Source organism: Nocardiopsis dassonvillei (assembly GCF_964273065.1).
GTDB lineage: Bacteria > Actinomycetota > Actinomycetes > Streptosporangiales > Streptosporangiaceae > Nocardiopsis > Nocardiopsis dassonvillei_B.
Window position 1 is genome coordinate 1,137,800 of the sequence record NZ_OZ186815.1, and the last position, 20,489, is coordinate 1,158,288.

The following is a 20,489-nucleotide window of genomic DNA, read 5'->3' on the forward strand; positions in this document are numbered from 1 at the left end:
CCCCGATCCGGGGTCCGCCCCGGCGCCCCTCACCGTCCACCGTACCCACGGAGAGGGGGCCGCGGCGGGGCGGCGCGCCCCGGGGTCAGCGGTCGGCGACCAGGGACTCCAGCCACTCCAGGTCCACGCCCACCAGGTCGTCGCGGAACACCACGCCCTCGCGCGGCGGGATCACCACGTGGTCGGGCACCGCGACCGTGACGCACCCGGCGTCGGCCGCCGCGGTCACGCCCACCACCGAGTCCTCGAAGGCGACGCAGCGCCGCGGGTCCACGCCCAGGCGGCGGGCCGCCCGCAGGTAGGGGTCGGGGTGGGGCTTGTTGGCCTCCACCTCGTCGCCGGCCACCGAGTCGTCGAAGCTCTCCAGGCCGATGCCGCCGATGGCGGCGGCCACCAGCTCCCGCTCGGTGGAGGTCACCAGCGACACCGGGACCCCGGCCGCCGTCAGCATGCGCACCAGTTCCTTGGCCCCCGGGCGAAGCCGGGCGCCGCCCGCGAGCCTGGCGCGGAAGCGCGCGTACAGCCGGTCGGCGACGTCGCGCGGGGTGAGGTGGTGCGCGCCGGTCAGCTCGATGATGTAGCGGCCCACGGGCTCGGCGGCGTTGCCGACGTTGACCTCGTGGTCGCGTTCGGTCCACCGCCCGCCGAGTTCGGCGACCGTCTCGGCCTCCGCGTCGTTCCACAGGTGCTCGCTCTCGATGAGCGTGCCGTCCATGTCCAGGAGCACCGCCTGCAGGCGGCGTTCGGCGGTCGGGTGCGGAGTGCTGGTCTCGGTCATGCGCTGGGCGGCGGGCCGGGCGGTGCGGGCGCGCCGCGCTCTCCCCTCGGGTGCGGTGGGCTGGAGCGGCGGTCGGCCCTCCATTGTGGCGGAGCGGGGGTGTCCGTCCGTGAAGTCGGGCTGACGCCGCCCTTTCCACCGTACGAACTCTCGGCCGGTCGCGGGGGGACGAAAGGTACGTATCCACCGAGAGCTGTCCCACACCGCGGGCCCCCGCGCCCGGGGCCGGGCCCGCGGCCCGCCGTGCGCCGACGCCGTCCCCCGGTTCCGGCCCGGACACGGCGGCGGCCGGGCCCGGGGGCCCGGCCGCGCCGCGTGCGGTGGTACGGATCAGACGTTGAAGTACGTCGCCTCCGGGTGGTGGACCACGATCGCGTCGGTGGCCTGCTCCGGCACCAGCTGGAACTCCTCCGACAGGGTCACGCCCACCCGCTCCGGCTCCAGCAGGCGCATGATCTTGGCCCGGTCCTCCAGGTTCGGGCAGGCGCCGTAGCCCAGCGAGAAGCGGGCGCCCCGGTACCCGAGCTTGAAGAACGCCTCCAGCTCGGCCGGGTCCTCGCCGCCGAAGCCCAGCTCGGCGCGGACCCGCGTGTGCCAGTACTCGGCCAGGGCCTCGGTGAGCTGCACCGACAGGCCGTGCAGTTCGAGGTAGTCGCGGTAGGCGTTCTTCTCGAACAGCGCGGCCGTGGCCCGGCTGATCGCCGAGCCCACGGTGACCACCTGGAAGGAGACCACGTCCAGCTCCCCCGACTCCTTGGGCCGGAAGTAGTCGGCCAGGCACAGGTGCCGGTCGCGGCGCTGGCGCGGGAACGTGAACCGGGTGCGCTCGGTCCTGCCCTCCTCGTCCAGCACCACCAGGTCGTTCCCCTCGCTGTAGCAGGGGAAGTGGCCGTGCACGACGGCGGCCTCCAGCAGGCCGTCGGTCTGGATGCGGTCCAGCCACATCCGCATGCGCGGCCGGCCCTCGGTCTCCACCAGCTCCTCGTAGGAGGGCCCCTCTCCGCCGCGGGCGGCCTTGAGGCCCCACTGGCCCATGAAGGTGGCGCGCTCGTCGAGGAACGCGGCGTAGTCCGCCAGCGGGATGCCCTTGCTGATCCGGTCGCCGAAGAACGGCGGGACCGGCACCCGGTTGTCGGTGGCCACGTCGCTGCGGGCGGGCATCTCCTCGGGCTCGGTGACCTTCAGGGAGGCCCCCCGCTTGACCCTGCGCTGGCGCAGCTCGGGCAGGGCCGCGCCCTCCTCGCCGCGCTTGACCGCCATGAACGCGTCCATCAGGCGCAGGCCCTCGAAGGCGTCCTTGGCGTAGCGGACATGGCCGTCGAACACCTCGGCCAGGTCCTGCTCCACGTAGGAGCGGGTGAGCGCGGCGCCGCCCAGCAGGACGGGGAACCGCTCGGAGAGGCCCCGGGAGTTCATCTCCTCCAGGTTCTCCTTCATGATCACCGTGGACTTGACCAGCAGCCCGGACATCCCGATGACGTCCGCGCGCTCGGTCTCGGCCGCCTCCAGGATCGCCGACACCGGCTGCTTGATGCCGATGTTGACGACGTCGTAGCCGTTGTTGGACAGGATGATGTCGACGAGGTTCTTGCCGATGTCGTGGACGTCGCCCTTGACCGTGGCCAGGACGATGCGGCCCTTGCCGTCGGCGTCGGTCTTCTCCATGTGGGGTTCGAGGTAGGCGACCGCGGCCTTCATGACCTCGGCGGACTTGAGCACGAACGGCAGCTGCATCCTGCCCGAGCCGAACAGCTCGCCGACCGTCTTCATGCCCGAGAGCAGGGTGTCGTTGACGATCGCCAGGGCCGGGCGCTCCCGCAGGGCCTCGTCGAGGTCGGCCTCGATGCCGGTGAGCTCGCCGTCGATGATGCGCCGCTCCAGGCGCTCCCACAGCGGCAGGGCGGCCAGCTCCTCGGCGCGCGAGGCCTTCATGGACTTGGCGTCCACGCCCTCGAACATCTCCATGAACCGGGAGAGCGGGTCGTAGTCGCCCTCGCGGCGGTCGTGGACGAGGTCCAGGGCGACCTCGAGCTGGTCCTCGGGGATCTGGTTGATCGGCACGATCTTGGAGGCGTGCACGATCGCCGAGTCCAGGCCCGCCTGGACCGCCTCGTGGAGGAACACCGAGTTCAGCACGATGCGGGCGGCGGGGTTGAGGCCGAAGGACAGGTTGGACAGGCCCAGGGTGGTCTGCACCTCGGGGTAGCGGCGCTTGAGCTCGCGGATGGCCTCCAGCGTCTCGATGCCGTCGCGCCGGGTCTCCTCCTGGCCGGTGGTGATGGGGAAGGTGAGGCAGTCGATGATGATGTCGCTGGTCCGCAGCCCCCACTCGCCGGTGATCTGGTCGATGAGGCGGGAGGCCACCCGGACCTTCCACTCGGCGGTGCGGGCCTGGCCCTCCTCGTCGATGCACAGGCCCACGACGGCGGCGCCGTGCTCCTTGACCAGCGTCATGATGCGGGTGAACCGGGAGTCGGGGCCGTCGCCGTCCTCGTAGTTGACGGAGTTGACGACGGCGCGTCCGCCCAGCGCCTCCAGCCCGGCCTCCAGCACCGGCGGCTCGGTGGAGTCGAGCATGATCGGCAGGGTGGAGGAGGTGGCCAGCCGGGAGGCGAGCTCGCGCATGTCGCGCACGCCGTCGCGGCCCACGTAGTCGATGTTGAGGTCGAGCAGGTGGGCGCCGTCGCGGATCTGGTCGCGGGCCATCTCCACGCAGCCGTCCCAGTCCTCGGCGAGCATCGCCTCGCGGAACTTCTTGGAGCCGTTGGCGTTGGTGCGCTCGCCGATGGCCAGGTAGCTGGCGTCCTGGCGGAAGGGCACGCTCTGGTAGAGGGAGGAGGCCGCGGCCTCCAGGACGGGTTTGCGGTTCTTGACGCCGCGGCCCTGCACCCGCTCCACGACCCGGCGCAGGTGCTCGGGGGTGGTGCCGCAGCAGCCGCCGACCAGGTTCAGGCCGAACTCGGAGGTGAAGGTGTCGTGGGCGTCGGCCAGCTCCTCGGGGGTGAGCGGGTAGACGGCGCCGTCGGGGCCGAGCTGGGGCAGGCCCGCGTTGGGCATGCAGGAGATGGGCAGCCGCGAGTAGTGCGACAGGTAGCGCAGGTGCTCGCTCATCTCGACCGGGCCGGTGGCGCAGTTGAGGCCGATGAGGTCGATGCCCAGCGGTTCCAGGGAGGTCAGCGCGGCGCCGATCTCCGAGCCCATGAGCATGGTGCCGGTGGTCTCGATGGTGACCTGGGCGATGACCGGGACGTCGCGGCCCAGGGCCCTGCGCGCCCGGTTGGCACCGACCACGGCGGCCTTGACCTGGAGCAGGTCCTGGCAGGTCTCGATCAGGACCGCGTCGGCGCCGCCGTCGATGAGGCCGCGGGCGCACTGCTCGTAGTGGTCGCGCAGGAGGGAGTAGGGCGCGTGCCCCAGGGTGGGCAGCTTGGTGCCCGGGCCCACCGAGCCCAGGACGTAGCGCGGCTGGTCGGGGGTGGAGTAGGAGTCGGCGGCCTCGCGGGCGATGCGGGCTCCGGCCTCCGCGATCTCGTAGGTGCGGTCTTCGATGCCGTATTCGGACAGACCGCCGTAGTTCGCGGAGAAGGTGTTGGTCTCGACGCAGTCCGACCCCACGGCGAGGAAGGCGGCGTGAGTGTCGTGGACGATGTCCGGGCGGGTCACGTTGAGGATGTCGTTGCACCCCTCGTGCCCCTGGAACTGGTCCAGGTCGAGATCGTGCGCCTGGAGCATGGTCCCCATCGCGCCGTCCGCCACGACGACTCGCTGGGAAAGTGCTTCACGGAAGGTCAGGCGAGCTTTCATATTCCGCAACTCTAATCTCGGGGCACCCGGAGGGCCCGGTGCTCGACCCCCCGTTTCCCCGTGCGTGCACAGTGGGTGCGGGGCGCCCGTGCCGGTGCAGTCCGGCTCTCCCCGTCCCGTGGGCGCCCTCCGAGCAGTGGCGGGCTCGGTCGGACCCGTGGAGCGGTGGCGGCGATGCCGCCGGGCTGGTCGCTCACTGGACCCGTCCGCGGTGCGGTCGGGTCGATGCGGCCGGGGACAACGGTGTCCGGATCAGTCGCTTGCACCGAGGCTACAACATCGGCCGTTTCGCAGCGTGAGACGGGTGTCTTACAGGGTGTTCGCGGGTAGGGCACGGGCGGTGCCCGGCCGGGTGCGCGCCGAGTCGGGATATCCGTTCCCTCCGCGGGGCACCACCCCATAGGGTGGATGCGTTCGTGTGCAGGAAGGGGCCGCCGAATGACCAAGCTCACCCGGGAACTCGTGGACCCGGTGCTGGTGGCTGCGTTCGAGGGCTGGAACGACGCCGGCGAGGCCGCGAGCCTGGCCGTGGAACACCTGGCAGGGGAGTGGGACGCGCAGGAGCTGTGCTCCCTCACACCCGACGACTACTACGACTTCCAGGTGACCCGGCCCCGGCTGACCGTCGTGGACGGGCAGGTCGGCCCGGTCGAGTGGCCCACCACCCGGGTACGCGTGGCCCGCATGCCCGGCGGGCGCGACGTGGTCCTGGTCACCGGGCCGGAGCCGAACATGCGGTGGCGGTCCTACGCGGCCGACCTGCTGTCGATCGCCCGGGAGTTGGGCGTGAGGCGTGCGGTGATGGTGGGGTCGCTGCTGGCCGACGCCCCGCACACGCGGCCGATTCCGGTCACCGGCATGGCGTCGCCGCGCGAGGTGGGCTCGGAGATGGGCCTGGAGGCCACCACCTACTCGGGGCCGACGGGCATCGTCGGAGTGGTGCACGAGGCGTTCTCGGCGGCGGGGATCGAGGCGGTGTCGCTGTGGGCGGCCATCCCCCACTACGTGGCGCAGCCGCCGTGCCCCAAGGCGACTCTGGCGTTGCTGGCCTGGGTGGAGGACTTCCTCGGGACCAAGGTGCCGCTGGGGTCGCTGCCCGAGGACGCGGTGTCGTGGGAGGCGGGGGTCAACGACCTGACCGCCGAGGACGAGGAGATCGCCGCCTACGTGCGGGGCCTGGAGGAGGCCAAGGACACGGCGGAGCTGCCGGAGGCGTCGGGCGACGCGATCGCCCGGGAGTTCGAGCGCTACCTGCGCCGCCACGACGACGAGTGAGTTCCGCGAGGGGGCGGACGGGACGCGGTCCCGCCCGCCCCCTCGCCGTTCCGGGGCGTTCACCTGAGGACGTACAGCATCCGGATGTTCGGCGGGCCGACGATGAGGGGGGTGCAGCGGTAGGCGGTCCACTCCCCCGCCTCCACGCCCTCCCGTCCGGCCCGGTCGCAGTCGCCCCGGGCTGCGAAGAGGTCGGAGTAGGAGCCCACGTACTCCCACACCGGTTCGGTCCGCCGGTCCGGTTCGGCCCATGCCGGGGCGCTCTCCGCGAGGAGGGCCAGTGGGAGGACGAGCGCGAGCGCGGCGCGGCGGGCGAGGGGAAGGGACACGGGGATCCTCCTGGGTGCGGTGGACGGCCGCCCGGGTCCGTCCCGGCGGCCCGCCCTCCAGGCTCCGCCGCCGCCCTCACGTCCGGCTCGCAGCCGTTCACACGGGCCCGTGAACATTCCGCATGTGCCGCTCTCCGCGCCGGAACCCCGCCGCCCCCGCGGGGTCGACCGCGCAGGCGATGCCGCCCCGGACCGGTGCGGGGAACGGCCCCGAACCCCGCCGGTGACGGGATCCGGGCTGGTTTCCTTCGGACCTCCGCTCCGGCCCGACGGCCGGGGCCCCGCCCGGTCCGGCGCCCCCGGAGCGCGGGAACGGGTCCGAGGGGCACAGCGGCCCCTCGGGGACGTCCTCGCCCGCCCCGGGGACCGGGAGCTCCTCCGCGGACGGCCTGCGACCGCGGGCCTCCCCCCGAGGACACCCCCGTCGGGCCGGAGGTTCCCGCCCCCCGAGGGCGCCGGATGCGGACCGAAGCGGAGCGGAGGTTCGAAAAGCGCGTCCTAGCCGCGCAGGTGGCGCCATTCGCCGGTGGCGAGCACGGCCGCCCAGGCGCCGGCGATGCGGGCCAGGCCGCGGCGGACCTCGTCCACGACGGCGGGGGCCAGCTGCTCGCGGGAGGGCTGGAGGCGCACGGTGACGCGCAGGCCGTCGAGCACCTTCTGGCCGCGGGCCAGCGCCTCCTGGTCGGGTTCGGCGGCCTGCTCCAGGACCGCGCGGATGCCCTCGCGCAGGGCGATGGCCTCGTCCAGGTCGGCCAGGGTGATGGGAATGGCCCCCTCGGCGGCCAGGCGGTGCGCGCGCAGGAAGTGCGCCAGGTCGGCCCGGTCGCCCAGGGCGGAGCCGGTGGAGACGAACGCGGCGACGAGTTCGGCCGCGGGGCTGAGTCGTACGGGGGTCTGGGTGTTCATGGGGGGTATCCCACCACGCTTCGGTAGCGGATTCCGGGGAACGGCGCAGTCGGTGGCCACAGGTGGTCACCGTGCACACGCACATCGCTGCGAAAACGGACGAACACCCACGGACGGCCCGAGATGTCCGTGGTTTTACCCCGGCCCGAAACCGGGTTCCCGGCCCGCCCGTTCAGTCGCCGCGGCGGTCCTCCGCCAGGGCCCGCAGCGCGTCGCGGTCGGTCGGCAGGCCGAGCCGTTCCAGCACCTCGCCGAGCCCGTCGGCCCGGGTCCCCGTCCGGGGCCGCACGGTGTCGGCGAGCACGCGCAGGTACTCCCGCTGGACCCCGCCGGGACGGGCGGGCGCCCCCTCCGGGAACGCCGCCCGCAGCACCGGCCCCAGCCGGTCCCGGACCCGGTGGGGGTCGGCGGCCTCCGACACCAGCCCGCGGAACAGCGGCAGCATCCGCTCGGCGTCGCCGGGCCCGCAGCGGTGGACCGCCGCGCGCACCAGTGCGGACCGCACCTGTCGGTGGTCGCCGAAGTAGGCGGGGCACCGTGTGAACCACGACTCGGCGGCCTCCGGGTCGCGGGCGGCCTCCACCAGTTCGGTGAGCGCGGCCGGGTCGTCCCGCAGGCCCGGGGCCAGCGCCGCGCAGGCGCGGATCGCCGGGTCGGCGTGGGTGAGGAACTCGGCGGTGTCCCCGCCGGCCTCCCCCAGCGCCAGGACGATGACCGCGCCCTCGTCCCGGGTCTCGGCCATGTCGGCGGCCCCCGACAGGTCCGGGGCCAGGCCGCCCAGGCGGGCGACGGCCCCCGCCGCCTCCACCGCGTGGATGCGGACGAGTGCGTCGGGGTGGGTGAGGTGGGGGTGCACCGCCGCGTACAGCTCCGGGGCGGCCTCGCGCAGGGCGACGCCCGCCTCGTGGTACATGAGGGAGTCGAACGCCTCGTCCTCCCAGATGTCGACGGCCTCGTCCTCGTCCTCGGAGCCGAGGGCGGCGTACAGCCGGTCGCGCTCGGCCTCCCCCAGCGGCGGGGGCGCGGGATCGGCCGCGCACCCGGCGCCCCCCTCGGCCGCGTCGCGCAGGAAGCGCAGCAGGTCCGTCCGCAGGGTGCCGTCCGGCCGGGGGTCGGCCAGCAGGCCCGCCGCGAACCGGGCGGCCGGGACGGTCGCCGGGTAGACGCTGCCCTGGTGGATGATCGCGGAGTAGAGGTGGTCCATGGCCCGGGCGCGGTCCTGCGGGTCGTCGGAGAGCAGGAGGGACAGGTGCTCGGGCACGTCGGTGCCCAGCCCGTAGGCGTGGAAGGTCCGTTTCCAATCAGTGGCGGCGAGGACGTCGTTTCCTGTGCTCATGCCTGGATCGTGGCAGCGGCCACCGACGTTTCCCCGTGCCCGGCGCCCGGTAGGCCGGATACGGACACGGCCGGACGCTCCGCCCCGCCGTCCCGGCCGCGGGGCCGGGGCCGCTCCCCGCCCCTCTTCCTCCGGGGCCCTCCGGCCCCGATCCCCCGGCCGCCGCCCGGGTTCCCGGGTGCCGGGCCCGGCGGGGACCGCCCTCCGGCCCCGGACGGACCGGGGCCGCGGAAACGGCCGGGGCCGCCGGACGCGGTGCGGTCGGCGGCCCCGGGGACGGCGGTGCTACAGGGCGACGCCCAGCAGGGTGTCGACGGTGGTGCGGGCCAGGGCCGGCGCGGCGGTGTCGGTGCCGCCCTCGGTGAGCGCGGCCCGCGCCCAGGCGTCCACCGCGGCCAGGGCGCCGGGGGCGTCCAGGTCCTCGGCCAGGGCGGCGCGCACCGCGGCCAGCATCGGGGCGGCGTCGGGGGCGGCGCCCAGGGCGAACGCGGCCCGCCAGCGCTCGGCGCGGGTGTGGGCCTCGGGCAGGTGGGCGTCGGTCCACTCCCAGGCGCCCCGGTAGTGGTGGGTGAGCATGGCCAGGCGGATCACCGCCGGCTCCACGCCCTGCTCGCGGAGCTTGGACACGAACACCAGGTTCCCCAGCGACTTGGACATCTTCTCGCCGTCCAGGCCGACCATGCCCACGTGCAGGTGGGCGCGGGCGTTGGGGCCGCCGGTGACACAGCGGGTCTCGGCGGCGCCCATCTCGTGGTGGGGGAAGACCAGGTCGTTGCCGCCGCCGTTGAGGTCGAAGTTCGGCCCGAGCCGGTCCAGGGCGATGGCGCTGCACTCGATGTGCCAGCCGGGGCGGCCGCGGCCCAGCGGGCTCTCCCAGGCGGGCTCGCCGGGGCGCTCGGCGCGCCACAGCAGCCAGTCGAGCGGGTCCTTCTTGCCGGTGCGGCCGGGGTCGCCGCCGCGCTGCCCGAACAGCTCCAGCATCTCGGCGCGGTCCAGGTGGCCGATCTCGCCGAAGTTCCCGGCCTCGGCGACGGAGAAGTACAGGTCGCCCTCGAGCTCGTAGGCGGCGCCGCTGTCGCGGATGCGGGCGGCCAGGTCGCTGATGAGGTCGACCGACTCGACCACGCCGACGTAGGAGGTCGGGGGGATGATGCGCAGGGCCGCCATGTCGTCCCGGAAGACGTCGATCTCGCGGTGGGCGAGGTCGCGCCAGTCGACGCCGATGGCCTCGGCACGCTCCAGCAGCGGGTCGTCGATGTCGGTGGTGTTCTGCACGTAGTCCACCTCGTGACCGGCGTCGCGCCAGACCCGGTTGACCAGGTCGAAGGTCAGGTAGGTGAAGGCGTGGCCGAGGTGTGCCGCGTCGTAGGGGGTGATGCCGCAGGCGTACATCCCCGCCCGGGGCCCGGGGGTGGTCTCCCGTATCCGGCCGGCGGCCGTGTCGTGGAGACGCAGGGGGCCGCCGGTACCCGGCAGGGGGACGATGTCAGGCGCAGACCAAGAACGCATACCGGGAAGACTATCCGGACACCGGGTGACCGAACGCCCAGGGAGGGGCGGTGTCGGCGGTGATGATCACCCCAGGAGGACGGGGAATCGGCGGCGGGCCGACGGGGTTCGTCCGGGGCGGCCCGGGGTCCCCGCCGGGCCGCGGTGTGTCCGCGGCCGGTGCGGGGCTGCCGGTCAGCGGGCCTCGGTGAGGTCGTCCCGGTGCCGGGCCGCGATGAACAGCGCCGCCAGGACGGCGGCCGCTCCGCAGATCGCCGCCAGTACGTCGTTGCCCAGCCTCCAGTGCATCAGGGCACCGGAGACGGAGACCACGTAGAGGAGCCAGTAGGCCCCGGTCTCCATGAGGACGCCGCCGCGTCCCTCCATCGCGTTCCCCTCCTGCCTGCGCACGTCGTTCATGGTGCGCGCGTGACGGTGACGGCACCGTCTCTGACAGAGACGCACCGGTCACACAGGGGGTTGACACGACGGGGCGCCCAGGAACGTGACACCGGTCATTGGCACGGAGTACCTGCTGAAACCTGTATGTCCCGTCTGTCCTTTTCCGTGAACAGAGTGACGAATGCAGAAGAAGGCACCGGGCCCGGCCGGCACCCTCCCGACAGGAGGCCCGGGGGCCGGACTGTCCGAAACCCGCTGCGGGGAGCCGTGCCGCCCGCCTCGGAATGCGCCTGTTCCGAGCGGGCGGGGCCGTCCGGCTCAGGGCCGGGCCGCGGCCTCCAGCTCCAGGAGGTCCAGGTCGTCGCAGACCCTGGCCAGGGCCGGGTCGTCCGGGGAGCCGAACTCGGCCAGGTCGGCCCGCTCCGCGCGCAGCCTGCGGCGGGCCGAGCGCAGGTCGGCCGGGTCGGTCAGCGGACGGGCCGTCAGCGGGCCCCGGCCCGGGACCACTCCCTCGGAGGTGTGCAGCTCCCATTCCCAGCCGCCGGCACCGCCCGTGCGGCGGGCGCGGCCGAGGACTCCGACGGAGGCGGCGGAGCCGTGGCCGAGGCGGACCCAGCGGCCGACCAGGGCGGCGGGGTCGGCGGGGCGCTGGTAGGGCTGGTCGGGGGTGGGGATGGCGCTCATCGGCGGTCCTTCCATAGGCGGACGGCTGACTCGGGTGTGCGGTGCACTCGTCGTGCGGGTTGACGCAGCACCCGGGTTTTCGGTTCACCCTCAACACGTTCCTGCGGGTCGCCTATGACGCGGTTTCGGAATTCTTTCGGGGGTTTTGGGGCGACCCACCGGCGGGTTCCTTACCGCTTCCCCGGATGCCCCTCCCCAAAACACCGGGCCCGACGTTGGATAGGCTAACCTAACCAAAACCGGGCGCCCTCGGAGGCCCGGACCCCCGCCCCACTCCCTCCCCGGAGAAGAGAGAACCGCCCGTGAAGATCCGCAACCCCGAACGCCGTGCCATGGTCCGCGCCCGGGTGGTCCGCACGGAGCGGACCACCCCGAACTTCGTCACCGTGACCCTGGGCGGCGAGGAGCTCGCCGACTTCGAGTTCCTGGGCCTGGACCAGTGCGCCCGGCTGTTCCTGCCGCGCGCCGGACAGGACCGGCTGCGCCTGCCCAACGCCGCGGGCAACGGCTGGATCGCCAGGTACTACCTCATGCCCTCCGCCGAGCGGCCGCTCTTTCGCAACTACACGCCCCGCCGGTTCGACGCCGGACGCCGGGAGCTGGACATCGAGTTCGCGCTGCACGGCGAGGAGGCGCCCGCCTCGGGGTGGGCGCTGAACGCCAAGGAGGGCGACGAGGTCGGCCTGTTCGCCGAGGGCCACTACTACCTGCCGCCCGAGGACGCCGACTGGCAGCTGCTGGTGGGAGACGAGAGCGCGGTCCCGGCGCTGCTGTCGATCGTGGAGGCGGCTCCGCGGGACCTGCGGGCGGAGGTGTTCCTGGAGGTCCCCGAGTCCTCCGACATCCGGGAGGTGGAGGTGCCCGGGGGCGTGAACCTGCACTGGCTGCCGCGGGACGGCGGCGGTGGCGTGCCCGGCGAACTGGCGCTGCGGACGGTACTGGCGGCGGAACCGCCCGAGGGGAGGCCGTACTGCTTCGTGGCCGGGGAGCGGGCCCTGCCGACCGGGCTGCGCCGGGAGCTGGTGCGCGGGCGCGGGGTGCCCAGGACGCACATCTCTTTCATCGGGTACTGGCGGCACGGGGCGGCCGCCTACAAGTGACGGGCGGCCGGCGGGTCGGGGCTCCCCCGGCTGCCGCCCCGGGGCGGGGCCCGCGCTTCGGCCGGGTCCGGACCGGAGCCGGCGCACGGGACCACGGCGGGTGCGGCCCGCGCGGAGAGCCGGGCCCCGGGGGAACACCCGAGCGGCCCGGAGCCGGCGCACGGGGTCGGGGCACGGGGTCGCGTCCGGCGAACACACCGGTCAGGGCGCGGACGACGCGGCGGGCGGGGCGACCGGGCCCGCCCCCGGGAGAGGGCACGCCGGAAGAGACCGGGCTCCACCCCTTGCGCCCATTGGTTAACGAACATAAAGTCACGTACCGATTCGGCGGGTGACCAGGCGACCGCACCCGGTCGCCGCGGCCGCGTCCGCCGCCCCGGCGGCGCGACCGCTCCGTCCGCTCCCCGCCCTCGGGCGGGACTACCCCCGGAGTACAGCATGCGCACCGAACGCAGAATCCGTACGCCCCTGTCCGTCGCGGCCGCCCTCGCCGCCCTGCCCCTCCTCGCCTACGGCGTCGTCACGGCGGTCTCCGCTCCCGCCGCGCCCGCCGGGGCGGAACCGGTCTCCGCCGAGACCGAACAGGCCGCGCTCATCTGGTCCGACGAGTTCGACGGGCCCTCTGGGAGCGCTCCCTCGGCCGCGAACTGGAACCACGAGACCGGGAACCACGGCTGGGGCAACAACGAGCTCCAGAACTACACGAACAGCCGCGCCAACTCGGCCCTGGACGGCAACGGCAACCTCGTCATCACCGCGCGCCAGGAGGCCGACGGCTCCTACACCTCGGCGCGCATGACCACCCAGAACAAGGTCCAGCCCCGGTACGGGCGGGTCGAGGCCCGCATCAAGATCCCGCGCGGCCAAGGGGTCTGGCCGGCCTTCTGGATGCTCGGCTCGGGCTTCCCCGACACGCCCTGGCCCGACTCCGGCGAGATCGACATCATGGAGAACATCGGCCGTGAGCCCCACCTGGTCCACGGCAGCCTCCACGGCCCCGGCTACTCCGGCGGGAACCCGCTGACCGGCTCCTACATGCACCCGCAGGGCTGGTCGTTCGCCGACGACTTCCACACCTTCGCCGTCGACTGGGCGCCGGGGTCGGTCACCTGGTCGGTGGACGGCAACGCCTACCAGACGTACACCTCCGCCGACACCGGCGGGAACCCGTGGGTGTACGACCAGCCGTTCTTCATGATCCTCAACGTGGCCGTCGGCGGGAACTGGCCCGGCTACCCCGACGGGACCACGCAGTTCCCGCAGGAGATGGTCGTGGACTACGTGCGGGTGTACTCGCTCGACGGCCAGGGTTCCGTGTAGGACCGGTCCGGGGCGGTTCCGGCGCCCCGGACCCACGACCGCCGCACACCGGACCCGCCGAATCAGCCCGCCCGCCGGTCCCCGACCGGTGGGCGGGCCGCGTTCCGGAGCGGGGCGGCCGCCCGGAGGGCACCGGGTGGTGCCCCGTGCGGGGCCGCGGGGACGGAACGCCGAACAGGGCGGAAAGGCGCACCGGAAGAGATGGGGTTCCACCTCTTGTCCTGACAGCTGACTAAACGTAAAGTCACTTTACGATTCATTGGGTTACCCCGCGACCGCGTTCGGTCGCCACGGCCGTGCCCGCCGCCCGGCGGCGCGGCCACTCCGTCCGTTCCCCGCCCGCCGGGCGGGACCATCCCCCGGAGTACGCCCATGCGCACCACACGATTCCGCATCCCCCTCACCGTGGCGGCCGCCGTCGCCGCCCTGGCCCTGCTGGCTCCCGGCACCTCCGCCGCGGCGCCCGCCCCTGCCCCCGCGGAGGCCGAGCCCGCCGCCGCCCAGGCCGCCCTGGTCTGGTCCGACGAGTTCGACGGGCCCTCTGGGAGCGCTCCCTCGGCCGCGAACTGGAACCACGAGACCGGGAACCACGGCTGGGGCAACAACGAGCTCCAGAACTACACGAACAGCCGCGCCAACTCCGCGCTGGACGGCAACGGCAACCTCGTCATCACCGCGCGCCGCGAGTCCAACGGGACCTACACCTCCGCGCGCATGACCACCCAGAACAAGGTCCAGCCCCAGTACGGACGGGTCGAGGCCCGCATCAAGATCCCGCGCGGCCAGGGCATCTGGCCCGCGTTCTGGATGCTCGGCTCGGGCTTCCCCAACACCCCGTGGCCGAACTCCGGCGAGATCGACATCATGGAGAACATCGGCCGCGAGCCCCACCTGGTCCACGGCACCGTCCACGGCCCCGGCTACTCCGGCGGCGGCGGGATCGGCGGCTCCTACATGCACCCGCAGGGCTGGTCCTTCGCCGACGACTTCCACACCTTCGCCGTCGACTGGCGGCCCGGCTCCATCACCTGGTCGGTCAACGGCAACGTCTACCACTCGGTCACCCGGGCCAGCACGGGCGGCAACCCCTACGTGTTCGACCAGCCGTTCTTCATGATCCTCAACGTGGCCGTCGGCGGGGACTGGCCCGGCTACCCCGACGGGACCACGCAGTTCCCGCAGCAGATGCTCGTGGACTACGTGCGGGTGTACTCGCTCGATGGCGCGGGCGGCGGCACCGGCACCATCACCGCCTCCAACGGGATCTGCCTGGACGTGGCCGGCGCCGCGAACGCCGACGGCACGCCGATCCAGCTCGCCCACTGCAACGGAAGCCAGGCCCAGCAGTGGACGGTGGGCTCCGACGGCACCGTCCGCGCCTACGGCCGCTGCCTGGACGTGTCGGGCGGCGGCACCGCCGCGGGCACCCGGGTCCAGCTGTGGACCTGCAACGGGACCGGTGCACAGCAGTGGACGCGCACCGGGCAGCAGGGGCTGCGCAACCCGCAGTCGGGACGGTGCCTGCAGCCGGTCGGCCGGGTGCAGACCGACGGGACCCGCACCGAGATCGCGAACTGCGACGGCAGCGCGGTCCAGCGCTGGAACCTGCCCTGACGGTCTGAGCCGCACCCCCGGGTGACCCGCTGAGTCGGTCGGCCCGCCGGTCTTCCCCACCGGCGGGCCGCTCCTCCTCCCCCGGGCCCCGGCGCCCCTCGGGGTGCCGGGGCCCGGCCAGCGGGAGAGGCCGGCGATGAGGGGGAGGGGCGCGCACCCTCCCGGGGGATCCGGGAGAACCCCGGGGAGAAAGGAACGAACCGGTCGTCGACCGTCCAGGCCCGCCAGGACCGCGTCTGCCAGGACCGACCCCCCGGCCGCCGACCCCCACGGGTCCGCGACGCGCTCCGCCCGCAGCTCCCCGATGTCGGCCGAGGACTCCGCGCCCCGGCCGACCGCGGCCGCACGCTACCCCCGCAGGGACCGGAGGAGGCCGTGCGGCCCGTGGCCGGGCCCGGAGAACCCCGCGGCGGTCAGGGGCGTGCGCGGGCGGCCCGCGTCCGCCGCCGCCCCGGAGCCCGCCCCGACCGGGGCCGCCGACGGTTCCACCCGGCCGCCGGGACCGGTCCGCAGGGGCGCGGGGTGCAGCGGGATCCGGTGGGGCCCGCCGGGAGCGGTCCGTGCACGGCCACGGCGGCCGCCGCCGCGCGGGCGGAGAGGACGTCCCCGCCGAGATCGGCGACGATCCCGGACACGGTCGCCGCGGTCCGCTCCCCCTCCGCTCCGGGAGGGCGCCGCTCACCTTCCCTGCCGGCCCCGGCTCGGGTCCGTCCTCATGGTCCCCTCATGCGCGGACGCGTCCGTACCCCGCTCCCGCCCCGGGCGGCGGACCGGACCGGCCGGGCGGTACGGCGTCGTCGCCCGGTGCAGCCGGACCTCCCGGGCGCCCCGCCGAGGCGGAGCGGCACGGCCCGGACGTCTCCCCCGGTGTTCCGCGGCGGGCCCTCGCCGCCTCCACCGGCGGCGCCCCCCGCGTCCCGGGTCGGACGGCGAGTCGGACATCACACCCGCCACCAGGCGGTTACCGGGAAGTAGAACGACCCGGGTGCCGGTTGTGCCAGTGTCGCCGGATGTCCGGACCCGGCGGCCCCGGGCGACGGAGCCCGCACCCCCGCACCGCACAGACGCCACCCCCCGGTCCACTCCACAGCCGTCAGAGAGGCCCGTTCACCATGCCCTTGGCCCTGCTCGCCCTCGCCGTGGGCGCCTTCGCGATCGGAACCACCGAGTTCGTCATCATGGGCCTGCTGCCGGAGGTCGCCGAGGGGCTCGGCGTGAGCATCTCCCACGCCGGGTACCTCATCTCCGCGTACGCCCTCGGCGTCGTCGTCGGCGCCCCTCTGCTCACCGCCATGGCCACCCGGCTGCCTCGCAAGACCGTCCTGCTCCTGTTCATGGGCCTGTTCGCCGTGGGCAACCTGGCCACGGTGCTGGCCCCCACCTACGAGACCGTGTTCGCCTCCCGGGTGATCGCCGGGCTCCCGCACGGCGCGTTCTTCGGCGCCGGGGCGCTGGCCGCCGCCCAGATGGCCGGGCCCGCCCGGCAGGGGCGCGCGGTGGCCCGCATGTTCCTGGGCCTGACCGTCGCCAACATCATCGGTGTCCCCGTGGGCACCCTGCTCGGCCAGGAGCTGGGCTGGCGGGCCGCCTTCCTGGTGGTGACCGCGATCGCGGTGGTGGCCGTGGCCGGCATCGCCGTGTTCGTGCCGCGGCTGGAGCGCGTCGGCAGCGGGCGGCTCATGCCCGAGGTGCGGGCACTGGGGAACACCCAGGTGGTCCTGGGACTGCTGGCGGCGGTGTTCGGGTTCGCCGGGGTGTTCGCCGTGTACAGCTACATCGCGCCGATGATGACCGGGCTGGCCGGACTGGGCGACCGGGGCGTGACCGTGGTGCTGGCGCTGTTCGGTATCGGCATGACCCTGGGGTCGCTGGTCGTCGGCCCGCTGGCCGACCGGGCGCTGCGGCCCACCATCTACGGTGCGCTGGGATCCCTGGCGGTGGTGCTGGCCCTGTTCACGTTCACCGTGCACAACCCCTGGACGGCGATGGTGTCCGTGGTGGTGCTGGGCGCGGTCGGGTTCGGGGTGACCACCCCCTTGCAGCTGCTGGTGATGAACAGGGCGGGGGCTGCGCCGACACTGGCGTCGGCCGCCAACCACTCGGCGTTCAACCTCGCCAACGCGGGCGGGGCCTGGCTGGGCGGCGTGGGCATCTCCCTGGGCCTGGGACTGTCCTCCCCGGCGGCGATCGGCGCCGTGCTGGCGGTGGCGGGGCTGGGGATCGCGGTGACGGCCGGGTTCCTGGACCGGGGCGCGAAGGGACCCTTCGGGGGTGCGGCGCAGTCCGCGGACGCGCCCGCGCGCGAGGCCTCCGGGGCCACGGCGGCGCGCTGAGCCGCCCGGCGGGGCGGGGGGCGCACCGCGCCTGCCCGCTCCTTCCTTCCGAAGAGGGGACGAGGGTCGGGGGCGCACCGACGGCCTTCTGTGCGAGCACCCTGCACGGCCCGGGCCCGAGAGCAGGAGCGGGAGCGGGACCGCGCCCTCGGCGGACGGCCGCCCCGCCCGCGCTGTTCACAAGGAGCGCGGTCAGCGCGGAACGGGCTCGCCGCGGGACCCCTCTGAGTCCTGGCGCGGCACGGTGGGCAGGCGGCCGGCCACCGCGGTCCCGTCAGAGGCCGACCGCGGCGCCCAGGCGGGCGACGGCCTCGCGCAGGCGCGCGGGGCCGTGGCCCGCGTACGAGATGACCAGCCCCGGCGGCCCGGGGGCGGTGCGGTGCCGCGACAGCGGCTGCACCGCCACCCCGGCGCGTTCGGCGCGCGCGACCGCCTCGCGGTCGTCGAAGCCGTCCGGCAGCAGCACCAGCAGGTGCAGTCCCGCGGCCACCCCCAGGATCGGGCAGCCGGGCAGGTGTGCGCGGACCGCGGCCACGGCGGCGTCCCGCCGGGTGCGGTGGCGCGCCCGCATGGTGCGCAGGTGGCGGGCGATGGTGCCGTCGCGCAGCAGCAGGGCCAGGGCCAGCTGGGGCAGGGAGGGTGAGCCCAGGTCGGCGGCCCAGCGCGCCTCCACGACCTCCGCCAGCAGGTGCGGGGGCGGGACCAGCCAGCCCGCGCGCAGGGCGGGGGCGAGGGTCTTGGACAGGCTGGAGGTGTACGCGACCAGGTTCGGGTCCAGGCCGTGCAGGGCGCCGACGGGTGAGCGGTCGTAGCGGTACTCGGCGTCGTAGTCGTCCTCGATCACCAGGCCTCCGCGTTCGCGGGCCCAGGCCAGCAGGGCGCGGCGGCGCTCCGGGGACAGCACCACGCCGGTCGGGAACTGGTGGGCGGGGGTGACCAGGGCGACGCGTGTGTCGGTGGCGGCCAGGGCGTCGGTGTCGATGCCGTCCCCGTCCACGGGGACGGGAACGGTGCCGCCGCTGGTCCAGTGGTCGAGGATGGAGCGGTTGCCGTCGGCGCCCGGGTCCTCGCGGGCGATGGTGTGCAGGCCGCGGGAGTGCAGGACCCGGGACAGGATGCTCAGGGCGCCGGTGACCCCGGCGGTGACGACGATCCGCCCGGGGTCGGCGCGCACGCCGCGGGACCGGGCCAGCCAGGCGGAGAGTTCGGCGCGCAGCTCCGGAGTGCCCTGGGGCGGGGCGTAGCCGAGGGAGCGGGCGGTGGCGGTCGACAGGACCTCGCGTTCGGCGCGCAGCCAGGCGGCGCGGGGGAAGGCCGCCAGGTCGGGGATGCCGGTGGCGAGGTCGACGGTGTCGGCGGCGAAGACCGGCGGCTGCCAGGTGCCGGTGGCGCGGGAGGCGGGGGTGTCCACGGGGCGGGCGGCCACGGCCGTCCCGGCGCCGCGGGCGGCGGTGAGCAGGCCCTCCTCGGTGAGGCGCTGGTAGGCCTCGACCACCGTGCCGCGGGCCACGCCGAGTTCGGCGGCCAGGGCGCGGGTGGGCGGGAGCCGGGTGCCCAGGGGGAGGACGTCGGAGGCGATGGCGGAGCGCAGGGCGGCGGCCAGCCACTCGGTGCGCTCGCCGCGGGGGACGGCGGAGGCGTCGAGTTGCAGGAAGTCCGAGCCCTGAGCCGCCATGTCTCTCCCCGCTCTGGTTTGGTCCGGTCGGAACCGATGTGTTTGGTCCTGTTCGTCGGACCATAGCGGGTCCAGGGTGGAGACGTGCAAAAGACTTCTTCCCTGACTCCTTCCTCTCCCTCTCCCGCCTCCGCGCCGCCCTCCCTGGTGTGGGGCCTGTGGCCCGCGCTGGGCGGGATGGCCCTGATGGGCAGCAGCGTGGCCGTGATCGGGGCGACGGCGGACATGCCCGCGTTCGTCGTCCAGGCGGCCCGGTACGCGGTGGCCGCGGTGGCGGTCGTCGTGCTGGCCCGGCTGTTCGCGCAGAAGGTGCCGCTGCCGCGTGGCCGGGACGTCCTGTGGGTGGTGGCGGGGGCGCTGTCGGGACTGGTGGGGTTCAACCTGGCGCTGATCGTGGGGACGGCGCACGCGGAACCGGCGGTGCTCGCGGCGGCGGTGGCGTGCATCCCGATCGTGCTGTCGGTGGCGGGGCCGCTGGCCCGGGGGCAGCGGCCGTCGGGGCGGATCGTGGCGGGGGCGCTGGTGGTGAGCGTCGGCGCGGTCGCGGTGACGGGCTGGGGTCATGCGGACGCCGTCGGGGTGCTGATGGCTCTGGCGCTGATCGCGCTGGAGGCGGGGTTCACGCTGTTCGGGGCGCCCGCGCTGCCGCGGATGGGCGCGTGGGGGTACACGGCGGCGACGACGGTGACGGCCGCGGTGGTGTTCGGGGTGCTGTCGTTGTTCGTGAACCCGGCGGGGTGGGCGATGGTCGCCGACCCGGCGGTGCTGGGGGCGGTGGTCTACCTGGGGGCGATCGCGACGGCGCTGTCGTTCGTGCTGTGGTTCAGGGGGGTCGAGCGCATCGGCGCGGGTGCGGCGAGCCTGGCCGCGGGGGTGGCGGCTCCGACGGCGGCCCTGGTGGCGACGGCGCTGGGCGCCCCGATGCCCTCCCTCGGCACGTGGATCGGCATGGCGGTGATCGGGATCGGGCTGATGGTCGGCTTCGCCCCCGTGCCCGGCCGGTCCCGGTCGGCGGCGCCGGTCGCCTGAGCGGCCGCCGTTCCGGGTGCGCATCCCGGCGGCGAGGGGCACGCAGGTGGTTCCGCGCACCAGATGTGCCCGGTCCCGTGCGGCGATGGCCGCGGCCGCCCAGACGGCGCACCCGGGTGTGCCGTCCGGCCCGTCACGACGCCCGGTGACCGGGCGGCGCGGCCGGGCGGCGGACTGCGCCGAATGGAGCGCGCCGGACCCCGCCGCCGTACGGTCGGGCGGTCCGGCGCGCGGGGTCGTTCCGCTCGCCGCCGCAGCAGCAGTGCGCCCTTCAGGGACTGCTGGAACAAGCCGTCGTCCGTTCGCGGGCCGGCACCGACGTCCCCGTTTTCAGCGGCCCGCCCACGGTTCGCGGAGCCCACCCGGCCCCGGCGCCTCCCCGGACCTGGGCCCGGGGTGCAGCGCACCTGGGAAAT

General features: G+C 74.7%; 15 protein-coding genes. 6 read left to right on the plus strand and 9 right to left on the minus strand.

Annotated features, from left to right (window positions below; all coding sequences use genetic code 11):
- Positions 1 to 85: 85 nt before the first annotated feature.
- Positions 86 to 778, minus strand: coding sequence for an HAD family hydrolase (locus tag ACSUPR_RS05210; RefSeq protein WP_436891870.1), 693 nt, complete (start codon positions 776 to 778; stop codon positions 86 to 88).
- Between the two features lie 330 nt (positions 779 to 1,108).
- Entirely contained in the window at positions 1,109 to 4,582 is a 3,474-nt protein-coding gene (gene metH, locus ACSUPR_RS05215) for a methionine synthase (RefSeq protein WP_436889785.1), read from the minus strand.
- A gap of 438 nt (positions 4,583 to 5,020) precedes the next feature.
- Here metH and ACSUPR_RS05220 point away from each other — a divergent pair, with 438 nt between their 5' ends.
- Positions 5,021 to 5,857 carry a PAC2 family protein gene (locus tag ACSUPR_RS05220; protein ID WP_436889786.1) on the plus strand — a complete coding sequence of 279 codons (837 nt, stop codon included), beginning with the start codon at positions 5,021 to 5,023 and terminating at the stop codon, positions 5,855 to 5,857.
- Positions 5,858 to 5,916: 59 nt separating this feature from the next.
- Here the strand turns inward: ACSUPR_RS05220 and ACSUPR_RS05225 are convergent, their stop codons facing one another.
- The 6 genes from ACSUPR_RS05225 to ACSUPR_RS05250 form a co-directional block, all read right to left on the minus strand.
- Complete coding sequence (locus tag ACSUPR_RS05225) at positions 5,917 to 6,186, minus strand: hypothetical protein (RefSeq protein WP_436889787.1); 270 nt, start codon at positions 6,184 to 6,186, stop codon at positions 5,917 to 5,919.
- A 498-nt stretch (positions 6,187 to 6,684) separates the two neighbouring features.
- The gene (locus ACSUPR_RS05230) at positions 6,685 to 7,092 is read right to left on the minus strand and encodes an ABATE domain-containing protein (RefSeq protein ID WP_436889788.1); all 408 of its coding nucleotides are present in this window, start codon (positions 7,090 to 7,092) and stop codon (positions 6,685 to 6,687) included.
- A 172-nt stretch (positions 7,093 to 7,264) separates the two neighbouring features.
- Positions 7,265 to 8,428 (minus strand): HEAT repeat domain-containing protein, encoded by a 1,164-nt coding sequence (locus ACSUPR_RS05235; RefSeq protein ID WP_436889789.1) that lies wholly within the window; start codon positions 8,426 to 8,428, stop codon positions 7,265 to 7,267.
- Positions 8,429 to 8,713: 285 nt separating this feature from the next.
- Complete coding sequence (gene mshC / locus ACSUPR_RS05240) at positions 8,714 to 9,937, minus strand: cysteine--1-D-myo-inosityl 2-amino-2-deoxy-alpha-D-glucopyranoside ligase (protein WP_436889790.1); 1,224 nt, start codon at positions 9,935 to 9,937, stop codon at positions 8,714 to 8,716.
- 174 nt (positions 9,938 to 10,111) lie between these two features.
- On the minus strand, positions 10,112 to 10,303 hold the full coding sequence (locus tag ACSUPR_RS05245) for a hypothetical protein (RefSeq protein WP_436891871.1): 192 nt from the start codon (positions 10,301 to 10,303) through the stop codon (positions 10,112 to 10,114).
- A 333-nt stretch (positions 10,304 to 10,636) separates the two neighbouring features.
- Positions 10,637 to 11,002, minus strand: a complete 366-nt coding sequence (locus ACSUPR_RS05250; protein WP_436889791.1) for a hypothetical protein — start codon at positions 11,000 to 11,002, stop codon at positions 10,637 to 10,639.
- 332 nt (positions 11,003 to 11,334) lie between these two features.
- Here ACSUPR_RS05250 and ACSUPR_RS05255 point away from each other — a divergent pair, with 332 nt between their 5' ends.
- The 4 genes from ACSUPR_RS05255 to ACSUPR_RS05270 all read left to right on the plus strand — a co-directional run bounded on the left by ACSUPR_RS05255 (position 11,335) and on the right by ACSUPR_RS05270 (position 17,369).
- On the plus strand, positions 11,335 to 12,102 hold the full coding sequence (locus ACSUPR_RS05255; RefSeq protein WP_436891872.1) for a siderophore-interacting protein: 768 nt from the start codon (positions 11,335 to 11,337) through the stop codon (positions 12,100 to 12,102).
- A gap of 438 nt (positions 12,103 to 12,540) precedes the next feature.
- Positions 12,541 to 13,422, plus strand: a complete 882-nt coding sequence (locus tag ACSUPR_RS05260; protein ID WP_436889792.1) for a glycoside hydrolase family 16 protein — start codon at positions 12,541 to 12,543, stop codon at positions 13,420 to 13,422.
- A gap of 372 nt (positions 13,423 to 13,794) precedes the next feature.
- Positions 13,795 to 15,036: a family 16 glycosylhydrolase gene (locus tag ACSUPR_RS05265; RefSeq protein ID WP_436889793.1), complete on the plus strand. Its 1,242-nt coding sequence runs from the start codon at positions 13,795 to 13,797 to the stop codon at positions 15,034 to 15,036.
- Between the two features lie 1,112 nt (positions 15,037 to 16,148).
- Positions 16,149 to 17,369, plus strand: a complete 1,221-nt coding sequence (locus ACSUPR_RS05270; protein WP_436889794.1) for an MFS transporter — start codon at positions 16,149 to 16,151, stop codon at positions 17,367 to 17,369.
- A 274-nt stretch (positions 17,370 to 17,643) separates the two neighbouring features.
- Here the strand turns inward: ACSUPR_RS05270 and ACSUPR_RS05275 are convergent, their stop codons facing one another.
- Positions 17,644 to 19,044 (minus strand): PLP-dependent aminotransferase family protein, encoded by a 1,401-nt coding sequence (locus tag ACSUPR_RS05275; protein WP_436889795.1) that lies wholly within the window; start codon positions 19,042 to 19,044, stop codon positions 17,644 to 17,646.
- Between the two features lie 84 nt (positions 19,045 to 19,128).
- Here ACSUPR_RS05275 and ACSUPR_RS05280 point away from each other — a divergent pair, with 84 nt between their 5' ends.
- Positions 19,129 to 20,073: a hypothetical protein gene (locus tag ACSUPR_RS05280; RefSeq protein ID WP_436889796.1), complete on the plus strand. Its 945-nt coding sequence runs from the start codon at positions 19,129 to 19,131 to the stop codon at positions 20,071 to 20,073.
- Positions 20,074 to 20,489: the final 416 nt, after the last annotated feature.